The following is a 19,588-nucleotide window of genomic DNA, read 5'->3' as shown; positions in this document are numbered from 1 at the left end:
GCGTTGTTCGCGGGCCTGGACGCGGAGGAGCTGGCGCGGCGTGGCAGGGCGAACGACAATCCGTATTCGGTCCGCTCGCTGGCGTTCATCATCGCCGGCCACGAGCGTCACCACGCGACGATCTTGGCCGAGCGGTACCTCGCGGCCCTGAAGCGCGGCTGAGCCGGAAGGGACATGATCTCGCTGGTGGTGCCGGCGTACAACGAGGCGGGTTTCCTGCCGAGGCTGCTCGACTCGGTGGACGCGGCCGCCGCCGCGCATCGGGGTGGGCCTTCTGGCGTCGAGGTGATCGTCGCCGACAACGGCTCCACCGACCGGACGGCCGCGGTCGCCGCCGCGCGCGGGTGCCGCGTGGTCCCGGCCGCGCCACGCTCGATCGGCGCGACGCGGAACGCCGGGGCCCGGGCGGCCCGGGGCGAGGTGCTGGCGTTCGTGGACGCGGACTCGCGGATCCACCCCGGGACGTTCAACGAGATCGAGCGGCTCCTGGGCTCGGCCCGCGCGGTGGGAGGCGCCACCGGCGTCACGATGGAGCGCTGGTCTCCGGGCATCGTGGCCACGTGGCTCGTGCTCGTGCCGCTGGTGTGGATCACGGGGTTCGACACCGGCGTGGTCTTCTGCCGCCGGACCGACTTCGAGGCGGTCGGCGGCTACGACCAGCGGCTCCGCTTCGGCGAGGACGTCGCCTTCCTGCTGGCGCTGTGGCGCCTCGGCCGCCGCAGCGGCCGGCACCTGGTGCGGGCGCGGCGCGCGAAGGCGGTGGCCTCGACCCGGAAGTTCGACGAGCACGGCGACTGGCACTACTGGGGCTTCGCGGCCAAGGGCATCGCCGGGCTGTTCGGTCGCGGCGACCTGAACTCCGTCGCCGAGCGCTACTGGTATCAACCCAGCCGCTAGCCGCGTGGAAGCCCTGTTCGCCGAGCTGGACGCCTCGCTGGGCCGGATGCGCGGGGCGTCAGCGGCGCCGCTCCGGGCGTTGCGGCGGGAGTACTCGCGTCGGCTCGTCACGGCGGCTCCGGAGGCGGTCGTGCGGCTCGCCCTGCGGCTCGTCGCCGCCGGCGGGATCGAGCGCCGGTTCATGGCCTACGAGCTGGTTCACCACCATCGTGCGGCGCTGGCCGGCCTGCGCGTCCGGACGCTCGAGCGCCTGGGCCGGGGGCTCGACGGCTGGGGCGCCGTGGACATGTTCGCGTGCTACCTCGCCGGGCCGGCGTGGCGCGAGCGACAGGTGTCCGACGCGACGATCCGCCGCTGGGCGCGCTCGCGCGACCGGTGGTGGCGCCGTGCGGCGCTGGTCAGCACCGTGCCGCTCAACGCGCGGGCACGCGGCGGGTCCGGGGACAGTGCCCGCACGTTCGCAATCTGCCGGCTGCTGATTGCCGACCGCGACGACATGGTCGTCAAGGCGATGTCGTGGGCCGTGCGGGAGGTGGCCAAGCGCGACCCCGGCGCCGCGCGCCGGTTCGTCGCCGCCCACGGCGATGCGCTGGCGGCGCGCGTGGTGCGCGAGGTCGGCAACAAGCTGTCGACCGGCGTCAAGAACCCGCGCCGGCACCGGGCGCCCGGGAACCGCGGATGACGCTGCGCGACCTCGTCCTGATCCGGCTCGGCGTCGCGCTGAACCTGGTGATCGGGCAGATCGTCGCCGCCCTGCTGCTGCCGGTCTACCTCGACTCGGTGGGAACGATCCTGGTGGCGGCGCTGGTCGGCCCGCGCGCCGCGATCGCCGCCGGGCTCGTGTCGCAGGTGCTCAACGCCGTCATCTCGGGCAACTTTTCCTGGCTCCCCTTCGCCGTCGTGCAGGTGGTGATCGCGGGCTACGCCGCGGCCGCGGCGCGACTGGGCCTGTTTCGCCGCCTGGCCACGGCGGTGCCGGCCGGCCTCGGGATGGGCCTGGCCGCCGCGGCATGCTCGGCGCCGATCTCGTACTTCCTGTTCGGCGGCGTGACCGCGGGCGGCGTGACCGCGGTGACGACCGTGCTGCGGGCGCTCGGCGTGCCGCTCGGCGTGGCCGTCACGTCGGCCAGCTTCGCGACGGACCTGCTGGACAAGGCGATCGCCTGCGCGCTGGTGAGCGTGGTGCTCCGCTCGCTGCCGCGGACGCTCGCGGCGCGGTTCCCGGAGCTGGCGCGGTGATCGGCTTCGTCCCCGGCCGCTCGCCCCTGCACCGCGCGCACCCGTACACGACGCTGGCCACGGCCGCGGCGCTGCTGCTGGGGGCGTTCGCGCTGACCCGCCCGCTGGAGGTGTGGCTGCTGGTCGGGGCGGCGGTGGCGTACGCCGCGGTGGGCGGCGTGCTGCGCGCCAGCGCGAGGACGGCTCTGCTCCTGTCGCTGCCGATCTGGGTCCTGCTGTTCGTGCTGCACGGCCTCCTCGGCGCCGAGCCGCGCGTGGTCCTGGGGCCCGTGGCCTTGTCCGCGCCGGGCCTGGCGCGGGCACTGGTGCTGGGAGGGCGCGTCACGGCCATCGTGCTCGGCTTCCTGACCGCGCTGGCGGCCACCTCGCCCCACCGGCTGGTGGAGGCGATGACGGCGGACGGCGCGCCGTTCGGCCGGGCCTTCCTGCTGGCCTCGACGCTCACGGTGCTGCCGCGGATGCGCGAGCGCGCCGCGCAGATCCTCGAGGCGCAGCAGTGCCGCGGACTCCGCCTCGGGGGCTCGCCCTTCGCCCGGCTGAGGGCGCTCGGCCCGCTCGCCCTGCCGCTGGTGCTCGGCGCCCTGGCCGAGGTGGACGAGCAGGTGCTGGCGCTGGACGCGCGGGGCGCGGGCGGCGCGGCACGGCGCACCGCACTCGACCCGCCCCGCGATTCCGCCGCGCAGCGCGCGTGGCGGTGGGCGCTGCTGCTGCTGGTGGCGGCCGCGTACGCATGGAAGTTCTGGAGACTCGGGGCATGACGGCGCTGGTGACGCTGGAGCGCGCGTCGTTCAGCTATCCGGGGGCGGCGCGGCCGGCGCTGGCAGAGGTGTCGCTGGAGCTCGCGCCCGGGGAGGTGGTCGTCGTGACCGGTCCGGCGGGCGCCGGAACCTCGACGCTGCTGCTGGTCGCGAGCGGGTTCGCGCCGCGGGTGGTGGGAGGCACGCTGACCGGGACGCGGCGCATCGCCGCGCGGCGCTGCGGGCTGGTGTTCGCGAGGCCCTGGACCCAGCTGACGGGCCTGTGCTCGACGGTGCGGGACGAGGTCGCGTTCGGGCCGGCCTCGCTCGGGCTGCCGCGCGAGGCCGTGCTGGCGGCGGCCGCGCGCGCCCTCGATCTGCTGCACGTCGGCCAGCTGGCCGACCGGGAGCCGACCGAGCTGTCGGGCGGGGAGCTGCAGCGCGTGGTGGTGGCCGCGGCACTCGCGCTGGCGCCGGAGGTGCTCGCGCTGGACGACCCGGCCGCCGAGCTGGATCCGGAGGCCGCCGACGCCCTGTACGCCGCGCTTCCCCCGCTCGCCGCGTCGGGCACCGCGGTGCTGCTCGCCACGCCGGACCTGCAGCGGGCGGCGCGCGTCGCGACGCGCGCCGTCGAGATGGCGGACGGACGCGTCGTCGCGAGCGGCGCTCCGGCGGAGGTGCTGAGTGGAACCGAGGTGGCGCGGCTGGCCCGGGCCGCGGGCTGCCCGCCGCCCTATCCGATCGACGCGGCGGCGCTGGTCCGGCGGGTGGCGCCGTGAGCGGCATGGACGTGCGGCTGGCGGGCGTGCGCTACAGCTACGGTTCCGCCGAGGCCGTCCGCGGCGTCGACCTGGTGCTCGAGGCCGGGGAGCAGGTCGCCCTGCTCGGGCCCAACGGCGCGGGGAAGACCACGCTGACCCGTCTCCTCGTCGCGTTGCGGCGGCCGAGCGCCGGACGGGTGACGGTGGGGGACTGGGAGGTGGCCCGGAGGCGGCCGGACGAGATGGCGCGGCGGGTGGGCTACGTCTTCCAGCACGCCGACCAGCAGCTGTTCGCCCGCTCGATCGAGGAGGACGTGGCCTTCGGGCCGCGCTGCCTGGGCCGGCGGAAGCCGCCGGTGGGCGAGGTGCTCGAGGAGTTGGGGCTGGCGCCGCTGGCCGGCCTGCACCCGTACGACGTGCCGGCGCCGACCCGCAAGCTGGTGGCGCTCGCGGGCGTGCTGGCGATGGAGCCGCGGGTGCTGGTCCTCGACGAGCCCACCGCGGGGCTCGACCACGTCCAGCGGGACGCGGCGATCGCCGCGTTGCGGCGCCGTGGCGGGGACGGCGTGACGATCCTGGCCGTGTCGCACGATCTCGGCTTCGTGGCGGACGCCGCCGACCGGACGGTGGTGATGCGGGACGGGCGGATCGTCGAGGATCGGCCGGCGCGCGAGCTGCTGTACGACCGTGAAGCGCTGCGGCGGCTGGGGCTCAGGCCGCCGGCGACGGTGGAGGTCGGCGAGGCGCTCGGGTTGCCGGGCCGGCCGGTGCGCTCGGTCGAGGTCGTGGAAGCGATGCGCGGAATTCGGTGGAGACAGGCGCCAGTGTAGTTGCCAGACGGCAAGGACCGAAGTGGTCACCAGCTCGTAGAAGCGAGAGGCCAGACCCGTCGCAAGTACTGGCAACTGGTCTGGCCTCTAGTCCCCCACCTCTGGCAACCGCTACTTCCTTCGCCGTCTTGGAACCGGTCGAAATTCAGTTCACCGCCTTGAGGATCCCGAGCAGGAAGTCCCAGAACTTCGGCACGGTGTCGAGGTGGATCTTCTCGTCGGGCGAGTGGACGCCCTCGAGCGTGGGCCCGAACGACACCATGTCCATCCCCGGATAGCGCTCGCCGATGATGCCGCACTCGAGGCCGGCGTGGATCGCCTTCACCTCGGGGTCCTTCCCGTACAGCGCCTTGTAGGTGGCCTTGGCCGTCTTCAGGATGGCCGACCCGAGGTCCGGCTTCCAGCCGGGGTAGCCGTCGCTGGTGTGGGCCGTCGCCCCGCCCATCTCGAGGATGGCGCGCACGCCGAGGCAGGCCTCGTCGAGCTCCGAGGCCACGGAGCTGCGCTGGCTGGTGACCAGCTGGACGGTCTTCGCGGTGGTGTGGACGGCGGCCACGTTGGTGGAGGTCTCCACCAGGCCGGGAATGTCCGCGCTCATCTTGAGCACGCCGTGCGGGAAGGCGGCGATGGTCTGGGTCAGCTTGTGCTGCAGCGCCTTCTTCAGGACCTTCCCCTTCCGCACCCCCTGTTTCTCCTCGAGCGTGACCGTGAGCCCGGGCTCCACGGTCGCCAGCTCGGCCTTGGCCGTCTTCTGGAACGCGGCGACGGCCGCGGCCGCCTCGTTCCACTTCCTGCTCGGCACGAAGACCACCGCCTCGGCTTCCCGCGGGATGGCGTTGTGCTTGTCGCCGCCCTCGACCGAGCTGAGGCGCGCGCCGAGGTCGGCGAGCGCGAGCGCGGCCCGGTTGATGATCTTGACCGCGTTGCCGCGGCCCTTGTCGATCTCGAGGCCCGAGTGACCGCCCTTGAGCCCGGTGACCCGGAGCGTGGCGGCGGTCGAGCCCGCCGGGGACGCGTCGAAGGCCGCCTTCCAGGTGCCGATGGTGTCGCGGCCCCCGGAGCAGCCGACGTACAGCGCGCCCTCCTCTTCGGAGTCGAGGTTCATCAGCGTGCGGCTCTCGACGAAGCCCGGCTGGAGGCCCGCCGCGCCGGTCAGACCCGTCTCCTCGTCGATGGTGAACACGAACTCCAGCGGCCCGTGCACCAGCGACTTGTCCTCCATGATCGCGAGGTTGGTCGCGACGGCGATGCCGTTGTCGGCGCCGAGCGTGGTGCCGTTGGCCATGAGGAAGTTGCCCTTGCGCACCAGCTCGATCGGGTCCTTGGAGAAGTCGTGCGTCTTGTCCTTGTTCTTCTCGCACACCATGTCGAGGTGGCCCTGCAGGGCGACGCTCTTCGCGCGCTCCTTCCCCGGCGAGGCGGGCTTCTTCACCACCACGTTGCCGAGCTTGTCGGCCTTGGCCGCGAGTCCCAGCTTCCTGGCCGTCTCCAGCACGTACTTCGAGATCTTCTCCTCGTGCTTCGACCCGCGGGGGATCCGCGCGATCTCGGCGAAGTACTTCCACACCAGCGCGGGCTGCAGGCCTGCAATCGCGTCGCTCATCATCGCTCTCCGGGAAGGTCCATCGTCACCAGACCGGCGCGGGCCAGTTGCTCCACGAAGCGGCCCACCCGGTCGCCCACGGCGTCCTCGTCACCGGCCAGCCGCCGGTGCAGCGCCTCCGCGATGGCCTGCACGGTCGTGCCGCCGTCGCAGCGATCCCACACGAAGCTGCCCTCGCTGTCGAGCCGGACGGCGACCTCGGGCCGCGCCAGCAGCGGCGCGAGCCACTGCAGGGCGAGCCGGCTCCGGAACTTCGGGGCCAGCACCGTCACCAGGCCGTCGGCCCCCCGCTCGAACCGCGCCAGCCGCCGCGGCCGGAGCGCGAACAGGTTGACCGGTGCCGTCACCGTCCTACATCACCGCGCTCGGCGGCGCCGGCTGGTCGGGCGCGCCCGCGTTGCGGAGCGGCACCTGCACCAGCAGCCAGCCGAGGAACAGCAGCACCAGCAGCGCGAACCAGAAGCCGAACCCGTGGAAGCCGAGCTGCGCCACCAGGAAGTTCGCGTAGTTCACGTTGCCGAACGCCAGCGCCGCGAACAGCAGTCCGATCAGGGCCTCGCCGGCGATCAGGCCGGCGGCGATCAGGATGCCGTTGTTCTCCACCCGCGCCTTCTGCGCGGCGTTGTGCTTGCGGCCCTCGCTCATCCAGTTGACGATCGCCCGGATGACGCCGCCGATGAAGATGGCGAACGTCGTGCCGAGGTTGATGTACATCCCGACGCACACCAGCATCGGGCTCGGCACCCGCATCAGGATCATGCCGAGGCCGAGCGCGAGGCCGACGATGATCAGCGGCCACGCCATGTGCCCGCCCACGATGCCCTGCGACAGCAGCGCCATGAGGCTCGCCTGCGGCGCGGGCAGGGTGGGTCCGCCGAAGCCGCCCGCGTAGGGCGGCACCGCCATCTGTCCGGCCCGGATGTCGCCCCCGTGCAGGACGACGAGCGGGAGAAACATCACGGCCGCGGCGACCGCGACGCCGAGCAGGTCGCCGATCTGCATCTTCCACGGCGTCCCGCCGAGGATGTGCCCCACCTTGAGGTCCTGCAGCATCTCGCCGCCGACGGCCGACGACACGCAGACCACGCCGGCGACGCCCAGCACCGCCGCGACCCCGGCCTGGCCCTTCATTCCCAGGGCGACCATCAGCAGCGCCGCGATCACGAGGGTCGAGAGGGTGAGCCCGCTGATCGGGTTGTTGCTGGAGCCGATGACGCCGACCAGGTAGCCCGACACCGCGGCGAAGAAGAATCCCGCGACGACCAGGACGATGGTCGCCACCAGCGCGGCGCCCCAGGCGTTCCCCGTGAAGTAGTTGTAGATGAAGAACACCACGACCGAGGTGGCCAGCACGCCCAGCATCACCCGGTTGAAGGGCAGGTCCCGCTCGGTGCGGTCGCCGACGACCTCGCCGGCCGCCGCGCGCTTGACGTCGCCGATCGACCGCCGGATCCCGGCCACCAGGCTCTTGCGCATCCGGAACAGGGTCCAGGCGGCGCTCATCAGCATGCCGCCGATGGCGATCGGCCGCACGATGGTGAACCAGACGTTGTTGGCGAGCCCGACCCACTGGTCGGTGGTGGGCGCCGAGCCCGCCGGGAACACCGTCGGCCCGATGAAGTAGGCGATGATGGGCACCAGCAGGCCCCACGCCAGCAGGCCGCCGCTGAAGTTCAGCGAGGCCAGCTTGGGCCCGATGATGTAGCCGACGCCGATGAACGCCGGGCTGATGGAGGGCGAGGAGAGTAGCATGCCGCTCTGCCCCGTCGCGCTGCCGCTGGAGCGCAGCGTGATGGTCGTCTTGGCGAACGCCACGAACTTCTGCCAGGCGCTCTGGAACAGGTTGATCTGCACGAGCCCCTGGATCAGCGCGCCGATGCCCATCGCGCCGAACAGGAACTTGGCGCCCGTGCCGCCCGAACGGCCCGCCTTGTGGATCTCGGAGGCGGCCACCGACTCCGGGAAGGGCAGCTCGACGTCCTCGACCATCACCCGCCGCAGCAGCGCGACGAACATGATGCCCAGCACGCCGCCCGCCAGCATGATGAGCGTGCTCTGGATGTAGTGGCTGGTGCCCGGGAACTCCGTCCAGACACCCGAGATGTACAGCGCGGGCAGGGTGAAGATCGCGCCGGCCGCGACCGACTCGCCGATCGAGCCCACGGTGCGGGCGATGTTCTCCTCGAGGATCGAGCCCTTCATCACCCGCAGCACGGCCATGCCGATCACGGCGGCCGGATAGGTGGCGGCGATGGTCATCCCGGCCTTGAGGCCGAGGTAGGCATTGGCCGCGCCGAGGACCACGCACATCACGAGCCCGATCAGCACGGCGCGGAGCGTGAACTCCGCCATGTCGCTGTTCGCGGGCACGTAGGGCTTGAAGGGTTGCGTCATGGGGGCTCCGGACGGGTTGCTAGTAGGGGAGGAACGAGGTGCCGCTCTGGAGCCGCCGCGTCCAGGCGGCGAGCAGCGCCGCGGCGCGGTCGAGATCCTCGAGGTCGACCATCTCGTTGGGGCTGTGCATGTAGCGGCACGGCACCGACACGACGCCGGTGGCGATGCCGCGCCGGGCCGTGTAGATGGCGTCGGCGTCGGTCGAGGTGCCGCGCGGCGCCGCCTCCACGCCGTACGGGATCTGCTCGGCCTCGGCCGCGGCGACCAGCTGGTCGAACACCACCGGGCTCGCCGCCGAGCCGCGGGAGAGCACCGGTCCGCCGCCGAGCTTGAAGTCGCCCACTTCCTTCTTCTCGACGCCCGGCGAATCGGTCGCGTGGGTCACGTCCACGACGATCGCCACGTCGGGCTCGAGGCCGAAAGCGCTGGTGCGCGCCCCCCCGCCGGTGAAGGCGATCTCCTCCTGCGTCGTCCCCACCGCCACGGCGCACGCGGCCGGCGGCTTCGCCGCCAGGCGCCGCAACGCCTCCAGCACCACGAACGAGCCGACCCGGTTGTCGATGCTGCGCGACACGAGCCGCCGGTTGGGCAGCTCCGCGATGCGGGCGTCGAGGACCCCGGCGTCGCCGATCCGCACCCGGTCCAGGGCCTCGGCCTTGTTCTTCGCGCCGATGTCGATCCACAGGTCGGTGATCTTCGAGGCCTTGTCGCGCTCGTCCGCCTTGATCAGGTGGATGGCCTTCTTGCCCACCACGCCGGCGACCGGCCCGGCGCGGCCCTCGAGCCGCACCCGCTGGCCCACCAGGACCTGGGGATCCCAGCCGCCGATCGGCGCGAAGTAGAGGAACCCGTCGTCGTCCACGTGCACGACCATCACGCCGATCTCGTCGAGATGGCCGGTGAGCATCACGCGCGGCTTGCCGCCCGGGTTCACGGTCGCGTAGCAGTTGCCGGCCACGTCGGCCTCGACCTTCGCGAAGGTGGCGGCCTCGTCGCGCCACACCCGCGCGGGGCCCCGCTCGAAGCCCGAGGGGCCCGGCGTGTCCAGCAGTCGCTTGAAGAAGTCGAGTGATCGGTCGTCCATCATTCGCGTCCCGTTCCAGGCGTGAGGTGGCGGCCCAACGTACGCCGGGCCCGAGTCCGTGGCAAGCGGGTGAGCGAGTCGGTGATGGCCCGGAAATGCTCCATCGTGGCCGCGGAATCCGGCCCCGCGGCCAGCCGGGGCTGCATCCCCGCCACCACCGGGCGCACGTCCAGCGCACGGCGGCCGTCGGGCATCGCGGTGTACTCCGCCCACAGGCCGCGGTTGGTCCACATCCGGTGCTGCGCGAACACGAAGTTGCCGAGCGAATACAGGATCGGCTTGCCGTCGGCCCAGCCGAGTCCTTCCGGCACGTGGGGATGGTGGCCGAACACCACGTCGGCGCCGGCGTGGATCAGTCCCTTGGCGATGGCGACGACGCCGGGCGGGGGGACGTCGCGGTACTCGATCCCGGCGTGCAGCATCACCAGCACGAGGTCGGCCCCGCTGTCGCGCGCCGCCTGGATCGCCGGGCGCAGGGCCAGGGTGTCCGCCCAGGCCACGCAGCACGCGGCGGGGTGGCCCCGCACGGTGAGGTCGGGATAGTTGAAGATCGCGGTGACCGAGAACATCGCCACCGTCCACCCCCGTCGGCGCAGGATCGCGGGCCGGAGGGCGTCGGCGACCGTGGGGCCGGTGCCCGCGTGTGCCACGCCGGCGCTGTCGAGATGGCGCAGGGACTCGAGCAACGCAGCATGCCCGAGGTCCCAGGCGTGGTTGTTGGCGGTCGAGACGGCGGCGAAGCCCGCGTCGGCCAGGAGCCGGGCGGCCGCCGCCGGCGCGGCGAACGCCGGGCTGAGCGCGGTGTCGGTGAACGTGCCGCGGTCGAAGATCAGGCTCTCGAGGTTGCCGATCGCGAGGTCGGCGGCGCGCAGGCTGTCGCGCACCGCGGCGAAGATCTCGGCGCCGCGCCCCGGCACGACGTAGCTGCGGGCGACGATGCGCGCCAGGTTGATGTCGCCCACCACCACGATGCGCAGCGGCTCCCGCGGAGCCTGGGCGGGAGCGGGACAGGGGGCGAGGCCGAGCGCCAGGGAGACGGCGAGGCACAGGCGACGGGGCGGCACGCCGTGTAGTATAGAACCGTGCGGCCGCCCCCGCCCGATCCGCCGCGCCGCTTCACCGCGCCCGATGGTGCGGTCTGGGAGGCCCGCCTGGTGGCCTCCGGCCGCATCTCCCCGTACCTCGCCCGCCGGCTCGCGCGTCCCGTCGTGGAGTTCCGCCGGCCCGGCGCGCCCCGCCAGCCGCCCATCTACGCTCCGTCGCCGGGCCCGGCCCTGGCCGGGGTGCCCGCGGAGGCGCTGCTGGCCGCCTGGCGCCGCGCCCGGACCTACTAGCATATCATTAGGCATTGACGCTACAATCCATAAGATTATTATGGGACCAAGTATGAAGACGAAGCTTCCTCAGGTCGCGGTCGCGCTGGACGCGGTGGACCGCCGGCTGCTGGCCCTGCTCCAGCAGGACGGCCGCGCACCGGTCGCGCGGCTCGCCGAGGCCGTCGGCCTGTCGGCGCCCCCGGTGCACGAGCGGCTGCGGCGGCTCGAAGCGGCGGCGGTCATCACGCGGTACACCGCGGTGCTCGATGCCCCGCGGGTCGGCTTCGGGATGACCGTCTACGTGGCGGTGACGCTGGCGCTCCACCGGGAGGGCGCGGTCCGCAAGTTCCGCGAGGCGGTGCGCGCCGTGCCGGAGATCCTGGAGTGCCATCATACCACGGGCACCGCGGACTTCCTGCTCCGCGTGGTGGTCCGCGACGCCGCCGCCTACGAGCACCTGGTGCTCGACACGCTCACTCGGCTGCCCGGCGTCGAGCGGCTGAACTCGTCCGTCGTCCTGTCGACCATGAAGTCGGAAACCGCGATTCCCCTGGAGTAGCCCGTGGCCCGACCCCCGTTCCTTCCGTCCGACGCGCTGCTGCCCGACCCCTACGGCGCGCACGAGATGCCGATCTACCAGACGAGCACCTTCACCTTCGAGCGGGCGGCCGCGGCGGCGGCGCGGTTCGCGGGCGAGGCGCCGGGCTTCGTGTACACGCGCATGGGCAACCCGACGGTCGCGCGGTGGGAGGCCCGGGTCGCGGCGCTGGAGAGCGAGGGCACGGACCGGGAGGCCGCGGCGATCGCCTTCGGGTCGGGCATGGGGGCGGTGACGGCGGCGGTGCTGGCATGCGTCGAGCACGGCGATCACGTGGTCGCGGTGCGGCCGCTGTACGGCGGGACGACCGAGCTGCTGGACGCGGTGCTGCCGCGCTACGGCGTGGCGGTCACGATGGTGTGTCCCGGCGACCTTCCCAGGGCGCTCGAGGCGGCGGTGCGCCGGCCCCGCACGCGGCTGGTGGTCGTCGAGACGCCCGCCAACCCCACGCTCGACATCGTCGATCTGGCCCACGCCGCGGGGGTGGCGCACTCGGCGGGTGCGCGGCTGCTGGTGGACAACACCTTCGCGACGCCGGTGCTGCAGCAGCCGCTGGGATTCGGCGCCGATCTGGTGGTCCACTCGTCCACCAAGTACCTCGGCGGCCACGGCACGGTGGTGGGCGGGGTCGTGGTGAGCGCCGACCGCGACCTGCTGGCGGGCCGCGTGATGCAGCTGAAGAACGTGCTCGGCTCCGTCCCGAGCCCGTTCGACGCGTGGCTGCTGCTGCAGGGCGTCAAGACGCTGCGCCTGCGGGTCGAGCGGGAATCGCAGACGGCGCGCCGGCTGGCGGCGGAGCTCGCCCAGCACCGGCTGGTGGAGTGGGTGCGCTATCCCGGCCTGGTGGACGACCCGGGGCACGAAGTGGCGAGCCGCCAGATGCTCGGCTTCGGCGCGATGATCGCCTTCGGCATCCGGGGCGGCGCGGAGCGCGGGCGCCGCTTCCTCGACGCGCTCACGGTGGGCAAGCGGGCGGTGAGCCTGGGCTGCACCGACACGCTGATCGAGCACCCGGCGTCGATGACGCACGCCCACCTGTCCGGCGAGGAGCGCGCGGCCGCGGGGATCACCGACGGCCTGATCCGGATCTCGGTGGGGCTGGAAAGCGCGGAGGAGCTGGAGCGCGACCTGCTGGGCGCGCTGGACGCGGCTAGTCGCCCTCGGCGGGGAGCAGCCGCGCCGTCGCGGTCCCGAGGAGCCGGGTCGCCGCGAGCAGCATCACCACGAGCATCACGATCGTGACCGGGCTCCAGGTGGCGTAGGCCGCCTGCAGGAACAGGTACCACAGGAGTCCGCTCCCGACCTCGAGGGGCCGGCTCATCACGATCAGCGCGACCACCAGGGGCACCGCGCTCGCCGCGACGATCAGCAGGCCGGCGGCGCTGGTCAGCGGGCGCCGCGTCGGGCCGATCCACGGCCACAGCCAAGCGGGGAGCACCAGGAGCCACACCGCGGCGAACGGGTTGTGCGGCAGCGTCAACACCACCACCACGACCAGGGTCGACAGCGCGGCCGCCCGGCCGGCCAGGGGGTGCGACACGACCAGCCCGGGCCTCTTCCGGAGCGAGCTCAGCAGCAGCCCCACCAGCACCATGACCACCAGCGTCGTGATGACGGGCAGCCACCGCGTGGAGTAGAGCAGCGGGTCGCGCACCGTGGCCGGCGACGCCTGGTACGCCGGCAGCATGTCGACCGACACCGCGGCCCGCAGCGCGAGCAGGCCGGCGATCCCGATCAGCCACCAGCCGCCGGCCCGGACCAGCTCCGAGCGGATCGCGGTCCGCGACGCGGGATCGGCCAGGGCCGCCGTCCAGGCCTCCCAGGTCGCGAAGGTCAGGGGCACGAACAGCGCGAGCGCCGCCAGCAGGATCCAGAAGCCCTTCACCATCCGCTCGTCGCCGAGCCCGAGATAGTGCACCGGGCCGTGGAGCACGGGCGCGGCGTCGAGGGCGAGGACCAGGCGCTCGGCGCCATCGCCCAGCAGAGCGAACGACTGCGGCCGCAACGTCTCCCACCGGTCGCCCGGCGTGTGGTAGAGGAACCGCGCGTACTCCGGCCGGCGCGACTCCACGTCGAGGTCGACGGCCGGCACTTCGGCGTCGATGAAGGGGCCCTGGTCGCTCATGGTCACGCCCAGGACCCGGTGGATCAGCTCCTCGAGCGTGCCGATGTCGGTGGTGCGGACGCCGCCCGCGGCGTACGCGTCGGCGCTCGCGCGCCGCAGCCACACCGGGGCGTAGTCGTCGTCGTCCTGCCCCTCGCCGTTGATGTGCACCGCCTTCCCGACCCCGTTCTCGACGTGGTCGAGCGAGATCGCGGCGATCACCTGGCCCGGATCGCGCAGGGAGCCGACGTAGGTCTGCGCCCCCACCAGCCCCCACTCCTCGGCGTCGGTCGCGACGTAGACGATGGCGTGGCGGTGCCCGTGCCGCTCGAGGACGCGCGCGAGCTCGAGCATCGTCCCGACGCCGGAGGCGTTGTCGCCCGCCGACTGGTCGGAGGTCGGCTGCCCGTCGTAGTGGGCGACCAGCACGATGGTGCCGGGCAGGCTCCCGCGGCTGGTGGCGACGACGTTCCGGCCCTGCAGCAGCCGGTCCTTCACCACGATGGGAAATTCCTGCGTGCTCGCCGTGAGGCCCAGCACCCCGAAGTGCGCCGCGAGGTAGGTGGCGGCATAGCGCGCGCCATCGCTGCCGGTCACGCGGTTGCCGAACCCCTCGCTCAGGACCCGGGTGTTGAGGAGCGCCGAATCGGCGTTGAAGTCCGCGGTGAAGGCCGGGATCGGCAGGTGCTCGGCGTGCGCGCCGGCCAGCCGCAGGAACAGGAACGCGGCGATCAGGGCGCCGACGAGCGCGGACAGATCGATCGCCGGGTGGCGATGCAGCCGGATGCCGTGGATCTCCATGCGGGGACCAATGTACGGTCTGGATCGGGCCCCCTCAACCACGGCTGGGGCCGGGCGCGGGGGCGGCAGTACATTCCGGGCCCATGACCTCGAGCGCAGTCGAAGCGTCGCGGCCCACGCGGCGCGCGATGGTGCGGTTCGTCTCCCGGGTGCTGGCGATCCTCACCGCCTGCTGGGTCGCCGTCGGCGCGCTGGCCGCGCCCGCGCTTCCGGGCGGCGGGTGGACGGCGGCCGCGGCCTGGGCGCTGCTCACGCTCGTCCCGCTCGCCCTGTTCATCGTGACCCGCGCACGGCGCGCCTACCCGGGCGCGCTCGTGCGGGTGCTCGTGTTCCGCCCGATGTGGTACGCGCAGCTCTTCGTCCTGCTGCTGGCGCCCCTGGGCGTGGTGGTGGCGCTCGCGGGCCTGCCGTTCGGCGTCGCCGGCGCCGCGGGTCGCGCCGCCCTCGCCGCGGGCGGCGCCCTGCTGCTGCTGGCCGCCGCGGCCGGCTACGCCGGCAGCCGGCGCCTCGTCGTCCGCCGCCTGACCGTCGTCCTGCCGGATCTGCCTGCGGCGGTCGAGGGGCTGGTCGTGGCGCAGATCTCGGACCTGCACGTCGGCCCGCAGACCTCGCGCCGGTTTCTCGCGCGGGTGGCCGACGCGGTGCGGGCCGCGCGTCCGGACCTGATCGCCGTGACCGGCGACCTGGTGGACGACTTCCCGCCCGATGCCGCGTACTACGCGGCCGCCCTGGGCGCCCTGCGGGCACCGCTGGGCGTGTTCGCGATCCCCGGCAACCACGAGGTCTACTCGGGCTGGGACGACCTGCGGCCGCGGCTGGAGGCCCTGCCGCTCGCGCTGCTGGTGAACCGCAGCGTGCCCCTGCACCGCAACGGCGGCGGCTTCCATCTGGCGGGCACCGGCGATCCGGCGGCGGGCCACGGGCCGCTGGCGCCCGACGTCGAGCGCACGCTGGCCGCCGTTCCGGCCGGCGATTTCGTGCTGGTCCTGGCGCACAATCCGGCGCTGTGGCCGGCGCTGGCCGCGCGGGGCGTGCCGCTGACGCTGAGCGGCCACACCCATTGGGGGCAGCTGGGCTTCCCACAGTGGGGCTGGTGCCTCGCCAGCCCATTTCTCGAGCTGGCGATGGGCGCGCACGTGCGCGGCGGCTCGGTCCTCTACATCCACCCCGGCACCAACTACTGGGGCATTCCCTTCCGGCTCGGGCACGCGGCGGAGGTGGCGGTCGTCACCCTGCGCCGCGGGGAGAGGGCGGCGATCAGAGACGAGGGGCCAGGGTAGTTGCCAGACGGCAAGTCGGGAGTGGTTACCAGAAGCGAGACGCAAGAGAACGGCACGAGCCGCGCATGACCGGCCACCGGGCTGCGCGGGGCGACCGTACGATTGCCGCGTGGGCCACTTCAAGCAGCTGAAAGCCTGGCAACACGCCAAGACGTTGGCGGTGCTTTCCAAGGCCGCGATCGCCCGTCTCCCGGCATCCGAGAGGGACGGGCTCGCGGATCAATGGCGAAGGGCCTCCTACTCCGTGGTCTTGAACATTGCGGAGGGGGCCAGTCGCCGGGGGACACGCGACTTCCGGAAGCACCTCGGAATTGCGAGGGCGTCCCTCGACGAGGTCGAGGCGATCATCGACCTTGCGGTCGCGCTCGACTACTTCCGCGCCGAGGAGCTGGCGAAGATCGAGGCCATCCGGGACGAGTGCGCGAAGACGGTGTACGGCCTGATACGGAAATTCGCGGATCCCCCGCCCGCTGCCATCTGACGGCTCATAACCGCTGTTCTCTTCGCCGTCTGGCAACTTCCCTGCAGTCTGCTGTCTTCAGTCTCCCGACTTCGCGGCCTCGGCCGCGAACAGCTTCGCGTACCGCTTCTGCGCCCGCGCCCGCCACGCCCCCTTGTGGAACGCGTAGCCGGCCAGGAGCGGCAGCGCGACGGTGGCCTCGGCGAACACCATCTGTTCCTCGCCCAGCTTCACCTTGCCCCAGGAATTCGCCTCGCGGAGCGTCGAGCCGGACAGCGCGCCGTCGCGCTCGTCGGCCACCGTGATCTGCACGGCGTAGCGGTGCATCTCGACGTCGTGGCCGAGCACCTCCGCCGCGACCACGATGTCCTGGGCGAAGTTCTTGGGCACGCCGCCCCCGACCATCAGCAGGCCCGTCGCGCCCGCCGCCAGCTTGAGCTGCGTCAGCTCCCGGAAGTCGGCGGCCGAGTCGAGGGCGAGGTACCCCTCCGGGTGATGGACCTGATGGTGCACCAGCCCGAAGCCGGCCGAGCAGTCGGAGAACGCGGGCACGAAGATCGGCACGTCGGCCCGGTAGGCGGCGGAGACGATGGACCGCACGCCCGGCCGGTTGCGCTCCAGCCACGCGCCCATCTCCCGGATGAATTCGCGCGAGCTCACGGCGCGCGGCCCCCCGGCCGCGAGCATCTCGTCGGCGATGTGGCCGACGGTCTCGTCGCAGATCCGCAGCTCGTCCTCGTCGATGTAGGTGTCGTAGATCCGGTCGATCGCCAGGCGGCGCAGCTGGTCGTCGTCGGCCCGCACCTCGCCGCGCCAGTGCCGGAATCCCAGCGCCTCGAAGAAGTCCTGGTCCACGATGTTGGCGCCGGTCGACACGACGGCGTCGACCATCCGGTGCTCGATCAGGTCGACGAACACGTCCCGCAGCCCGGCCGAGCACAGCGAGCCCGCCATGCATACGATGACCGAGCAGTCCTTGTCGGCCAGCATCGCGTCGTAGATGCGGGCCGCGCGCCCGAGGTTCCGTGCCTGGAACGCCATCTCCGCCATCGCATCCACCAGCGGGCGGACGTCGTGCTGCTTGATGTCGATGGACGTCACCGGCGTCTTGAGGATGTCGCGCTTCCCGGGCTCGGCCATGAGTCCCCTCCCGTAACGGAAAAGCCACCCGACCCGGCTACGGTCCGGACCGGACCGCCATCGCGCGGGTGGGTGGCTTCCTGGCCGGAAAATGACCAGGCCGAATCCGGCCGTCAACGGAGGAACCCGGGTCGGCCGCTGCGCGCGTGCCGTTCGCGCGCGCCGGGCCGGCACGGTCCCCGGTCAGCCTGCGGCGAGCGAGCGGAGCAGGGCCGCGACGTCGGCGTCGGACACGTCGCGGATCTCGCCGTGACGGGCGGGCTCGCGGATCGTGGCGATCTCGCCCGACGGCCCGATGCCGACCAGGGCGGTGGCGTGACCGTCGCCTTCGGTCACGGTGAGGCGCAGCACCCACACGCCCTCGCGCGGCCACTGCCGCCGGACGACGTAGACCCCGGGCGTGTCGGTTCGAGCCAGATCGAGGGTGATCGACCGCCGCGACCCCGCGACCATTCCCTCGGCGGTGCCGGTGACCGTGAGCTGGCCCGGATGGCATCCGCGGTTGGCGTGCACGACCACGAAGGCGCCGCTCGTGTCCGCGGACTCCGCGGGCTTCGGCCGCTCGATCGACAGCGATGGAGGACAGCCCAGCGCGGGCGTGGGTGCCGCGGCCGCGAGCAGAGCCGTGGCGGCGAGGGTCGTGGTGACGAGGAGACGGTTGGGCATCGGTCGCTCCGACGTTGGGGATGCGACTGGGATGCCGGCCGGCCGCCGCCGGTTTAGAGGACCCCCAGCCAGGCCGCGACGCGCACGGCCGCGCGCTGCCACCAGGGGAGAGTGCCGGGCGAGCCGGGGAGCGACTCCCACCACGCCTCGAGCGCGCGGCGGTCGAGCGCGAGGACCTGCGTCTCGCCCGCGCCGGCCGGTGGCGCGGCCAGAGCGGCGAGCCGCCGGTAGACGGCCACGCGCGTCGCACCGGAGGTGCGCCGGAGCAGGTGCCACAGCGTGATCGCGTCGTTCACCCTCGCTTCCCGCAGCACCACGGCGGCGGCGGCCGAGCCGCCGCGCGCGAAGTCGAACCGGACCAGGGCCGCCTTCAGCGAATCGGACGCGCGGTCGGCGAACGGCGTCCCCGGGGCGAAGCCCGGCCGGGTGTAGGCCGACATGTTGAAGGGCACGATCGAGGTCTCGCCCAGGCGCCGCAGCTCCACCCAGCCCACCGTGACGTGGATCAGACCGCCGCCGCCGGAATCCACGGCGAGGGTGTAGGCGCATCCGAGATCGACGGCCGTGGCCGCCGGCGTTTCGACGTAGAACAGGCGCGGCGGGGCGGCGATGCGCGCCTCGATCCGGCCGGCGTCGAGGGCGAGCCGGTGCTCGGGCCGCGCGGACAGGAGCCGGATGCGGGTCCGCGGCGCCACGTCCACGACGCCCAGCCGCCCGACGGCGAGGCGCAGCCGGGATCCGGCCGAGGTCTCGAGCCGGCCGGCCGCCAGCGAGTAGGCGCCCGACGCCTGCACGACGTGCCACCGTTCCCCGCCGTGGCGGAGCGCCACGACCCCGGCGACGAGAAGCACGAGACCCGCGGCGAGCGCGGGCCGCACTCCCCAGGCCGACGGCGGTGCGGCGAACGGCGATCGGAGGCCGTGCCGGAGATTCCACGCGGGCGAGGGCACGAGCGGCGACGCGGCGGGTATGCGGGCCGCCGCGTTCAAGCGCGCGGCGATGCCCGGCCACAGGTCGGGCGGCGGAGCGATGGTGCGCGGCAGCGACTCGATGCGTGCCGCGAGGTCGTCCGGATCGCGCGCGCCGGTTCCGGTGTGGCTCATCGCGACAGTGCCTCCCGCAGCAGGCGGCGTGCCCGGTGGAGTTGGGCCTTCGAGGTGCCGGGCGCGATCCCGGTCATGGCGGCGATTTCCTCGTGCCCGTAGCCCTCGATGTCGAACAACACGAACACCGCGCGGGCTCCCGGCGGCAGCGCGGCGATGGCGCGCTCGAGGTCCAGCCGCTCCGGGGTCCAGGCGCCGGCCGTGCCCTCGGCGGCCGGCGCTGAGCCCTCGGCGCCGGGCGCGTCGCCCTCGGTCACCACCCGGCGCCGTCGGCGGCTCGCCGCCCGCCGGTCCGCCAGCACGACGTTGACCGTGAGCCGGTGCAGCCAGCTGGCGAAGGCACTGTCTCCACGGAATCCGGGGAGCCGCTCCCACGCGCGGACGAAGGCGTCCTGCGCCAGCCGTCGCGCCTCGACGGCGTCGCCCGCGAGCCGCAGGCACAGCGCGTACACGCGCCCCGCGTGCAGCCGGTAGAGCTGCTCGAAGGCGTCCTGGTCGCCCAGCTGCGCCCGGCGCACCTGCTCGTTCACGCGCAGCTAGGATGCCGGACGGTGCGGGCGGGTTTGAAGCCGGAG

21 protein-coding genes are annotated in these 19,588 nt (G+C 73.3%); 11 read left to right on the top strand and 10 right to left on the bottom strand.

The annotated features are described in order from the left end of the window. The first annotated feature begins 174 nt into the window (after nt 1–174). From VMF70_09310 to VMF70_09285, 6 genes are read left to right on the top strand one after another with little or no spacing between them, the layout of a single operon-like run. Entirely contained in the window at nt 175–897 is a 723-nt protein-coding gene (locus VMF70_09310) for a glycosyltransferase (GenBank protein HTT68215.1), read from the top strand. 4 nt (nt 898–901) lie between these two features. Beyond that, nucleotides 902–1,579, top strand: a complete 678-nt coding sequence (locus tag VMF70_09305) for a DNA alkylation repair protein (GenBank protein ID HTT68214.1) — start codon at nt 902–904, stop codon at nt 1,577–1,579. After that, complete coding sequence (locus tag VMF70_09300) at nt 1,576–2,136, top strand: hypothetical protein (protein HTT68213.1); 561 nt, start codon at nt 1,576–1,578, stop codon at nt 2,134–2,136. Before VMF70_09305 ends, VMF70_09300 begins: the two co-directional genes overlap by 4 nt. After that, on the top strand, nt 2,133–2,894 hold the full coding sequence (locus VMF70_09295; protein ID HTT68212.1) for an energy-coupling factor transporter transmembrane component T: 762 nt from the start codon (nt 2,133–2,135) through the stop codon (nt 2,892–2,894). Before VMF70_09300 ends, VMF70_09295 begins: the two co-directional genes overlap by 4 nt. Continuing rightward, the gene (locus tag VMF70_09290; GenBank protein HTT68211.1) at nt 2,891–3,652 is read left to right on the top strand and encodes an ABC transporter ATP-binding protein; all 762 of its coding nucleotides are present in this window, start codon (nt 2,891–2,893) and stop codon (nt 3,650–3,652) included. The genes VMF70_09295 and VMF70_09290 overlap by 4 nt, the downstream gene beginning before the upstream one ends. A gap of 5 nt (nt 3,653–3,657) precedes the next feature. Continuing rightward, a complete protein-coding gene (locus VMF70_09285) occupies nt 3,658–4,464 on the top strand; it encodes an ABC transporter ATP-binding protein (GenBank protein ID HTT68210.1) in 807 nt (268 codons plus the stop codon). A 145-nt stretch (nt 4,465–4,609) separates the two neighbouring features. Here the strand turns inward: VMF70_09285 and VMF70_09280 are convergent, their stop codons facing one another. The 5 genes from VMF70_09280 to VMF70_09260 are packed head-to-tail and all read right to left on the bottom strand — an operon-like array spanning nt 4,610 to nt 10,609. Then, on the bottom strand, nt 4,610–6,067 hold the full coding sequence (locus VMF70_09280) for an aminoacyl-histidine dipeptidase (GenBank protein HTT68209.1): 1,458 nt from the start codon (nt 6,065–6,067) through the stop codon (nt 4,610–4,612). Beyond that, complete coding sequence (locus VMF70_09275) at nt 6,067–6,414, bottom strand: PqqD family protein (protein HTT68208.1); 348 nt, start codon at nt 6,412–6,414, stop codon at nt 6,067–6,069. The genes VMF70_09280 and VMF70_09275 overlap by 1 nt, the downstream gene beginning before the upstream one ends. Nucleotides 6,415–6,418: 4 nt before the next feature. Further along, on the bottom strand, nt 6,419–8,461 hold the full coding sequence (locus VMF70_09270; protein ID HTT68207.1) for an oligopeptide transporter, OPT family: 2,043 nt from the start codon (nt 8,459–8,461) through the stop codon (nt 6,419–6,421). A gap of 19 nt (nt 8,462–8,480) precedes the next feature. Next, nucleotides 8,481–9,545 (bottom strand): M42 family metallopeptidase, encoded by a 1,065-nt coding sequence (locus VMF70_09265; GenBank protein ID HTT68206.1) that lies wholly within the window; start codon nt 9,543–9,545, stop codon nt 8,481–8,483. Continuing rightward, nucleotides 9,545–10,609, bottom strand: coding sequence for a CapA family protein (locus tag VMF70_09260; protein HTT68205.1), 1,065 nt, complete (start codon nt 10,607–10,609; stop codon nt 9,545–9,547). The genes VMF70_09265 and VMF70_09260 overlap by 1 nt, the downstream gene beginning before the upstream one ends. An 18-nt stretch (nt 10,610–10,627) precedes the next feature. On the opposite strand from VMF70_09260, the gene VMF70_09255 reads away from it, so the two are divergent. The 3 genes from VMF70_09255 to VMF70_09245 are packed head-to-tail and all read left to right on the top strand — an operon-like array spanning nt 10,628 to nt 12,701. Continuing rightward, nucleotides 10,628–10,879, top strand: a complete 252-nt coding sequence (locus tag VMF70_09255; GenBank protein HTT68204.1) for a hypothetical protein — start codon at nt 10,628–10,630, stop codon at nt 10,877–10,879. A 52-nt stretch (nt 10,880–10,931) separates the two neighbouring features. Next, a complete protein-coding gene (locus VMF70_09250) occupies nt 10,932–11,420 on the top strand; it encodes an Lrp/AsnC family transcriptional regulator (GenBank protein HTT68203.1) in 489 nt (162 codons plus the stop codon). Nucleotides 11,421–11,423: 3 nt separating this feature from the next. Beyond that, entirely contained in the window at nt 11,424–12,701 is a 1,278-nt protein-coding gene (locus VMF70_09245; protein ID HTT68202.1) for an aminotransferase class I/II-fold pyridoxal phosphate-dependent enzyme, read from the top strand. On the opposite strand, the gene VMF70_09240 is transcribed toward VMF70_09245, so the two are convergent. Further along, nucleotides 12,610–14,364 (bottom strand): M28 family peptidase, encoded by a 1,755-nt coding sequence (locus VMF70_09240; GenBank protein HTT68201.1) that lies wholly within the window; start codon nt 14,362–14,364, stop codon nt 12,610–12,612. The genes VMF70_09245 and VMF70_09240 overlap by 92 nt on opposite strands. A gap of 83 nt (nt 14,365–14,447) precedes the next feature. Between VMF70_09240 and VMF70_09235 the strand changes: the two genes are divergently transcribed. Together VMF70_09235 and VMF70_09230 are read left to right on the top strand one after the other, a co-directional pair. Further along, nucleotides 14,448–15,644: a metallophosphoesterase gene (locus tag VMF70_09235; GenBank protein ID HTT68200.1), complete on the top strand. Its 1,197-nt coding sequence runs from the start codon at nt 14,448–14,450 to the stop codon at nt 15,642–15,644. A gap of 109 nt (nt 15,645–15,753) precedes the next feature. Then, nucleotides 15,754–16,125, top strand: coding sequence for a four helix bundle protein (locus tag VMF70_09230; GenBank protein ID HTT68199.1), 372 nt, complete (start codon nt 15,754–15,756; stop codon nt 16,123–16,125). A gap of 57 nt (nt 16,126–16,182) precedes the next feature. Here the strand turns inward: VMF70_09230 and VMF70_09225 are convergent, their stop codons facing one another. The 4 genes from VMF70_09225 to VMF70_09210 all read right to left on the bottom strand — a co-directional run bounded on the left by VMF70_09225 (nt 16,183) and on the right by VMF70_09210 (nt 19,543). Continuing rightward, nucleotides 16,183–17,244: a deoxyhypusine synthase gene (locus VMF70_09225; GenBank protein HTT68198.1), complete on the bottom strand. Its 1,062-nt coding sequence runs from the start codon at nt 17,242–17,244 to the stop codon at nt 16,183–16,185. A 183-nt stretch (nt 17,245–17,427) separates the two neighbouring features. After that, nucleotides 17,428–17,910: a hypothetical protein gene (locus VMF70_09220; GenBank protein HTT68197.1), complete on the bottom strand. Its 483-nt coding sequence runs from the start codon at nt 17,908–17,910 to the stop codon at nt 17,428–17,430. A gap of 53 nt (nt 17,911–17,963) precedes the next feature. Then, complete coding sequence (locus VMF70_09215) at nt 17,964–19,013, bottom strand: hypothetical protein (protein ID HTT68196.1); 1,050 nt, start codon at nt 19,011–19,013, stop codon at nt 17,964–17,966. Next, the gene (locus tag VMF70_09210; GenBank protein ID HTT68195.1) at nt 19,010–19,543 is read right to left on the bottom strand and encodes a sigma-70 family RNA polymerase sigma factor; all 534 of its coding nucleotides are present in this window, start codon (nt 19,541–19,543) and stop codon (nt 19,010–19,012) included. The genes VMF70_09215 and VMF70_09210 overlap by 4 nt, the downstream gene beginning before the upstream one ends. Nucleotides 19,544–19,588 lie beyond the last annotated feature (45 nt).

The organism is Gemmatimonadales bacterium, assembly GCA_035502185.1.
GTDB lineage: Bacteria > Gemmatimonadota > Gemmatimonadetes > Gemmatimonadales > JACORV01 > Fen-1245.
This window is presented reverse-complemented; position numbering and strand designations above follow the sequence as displayed.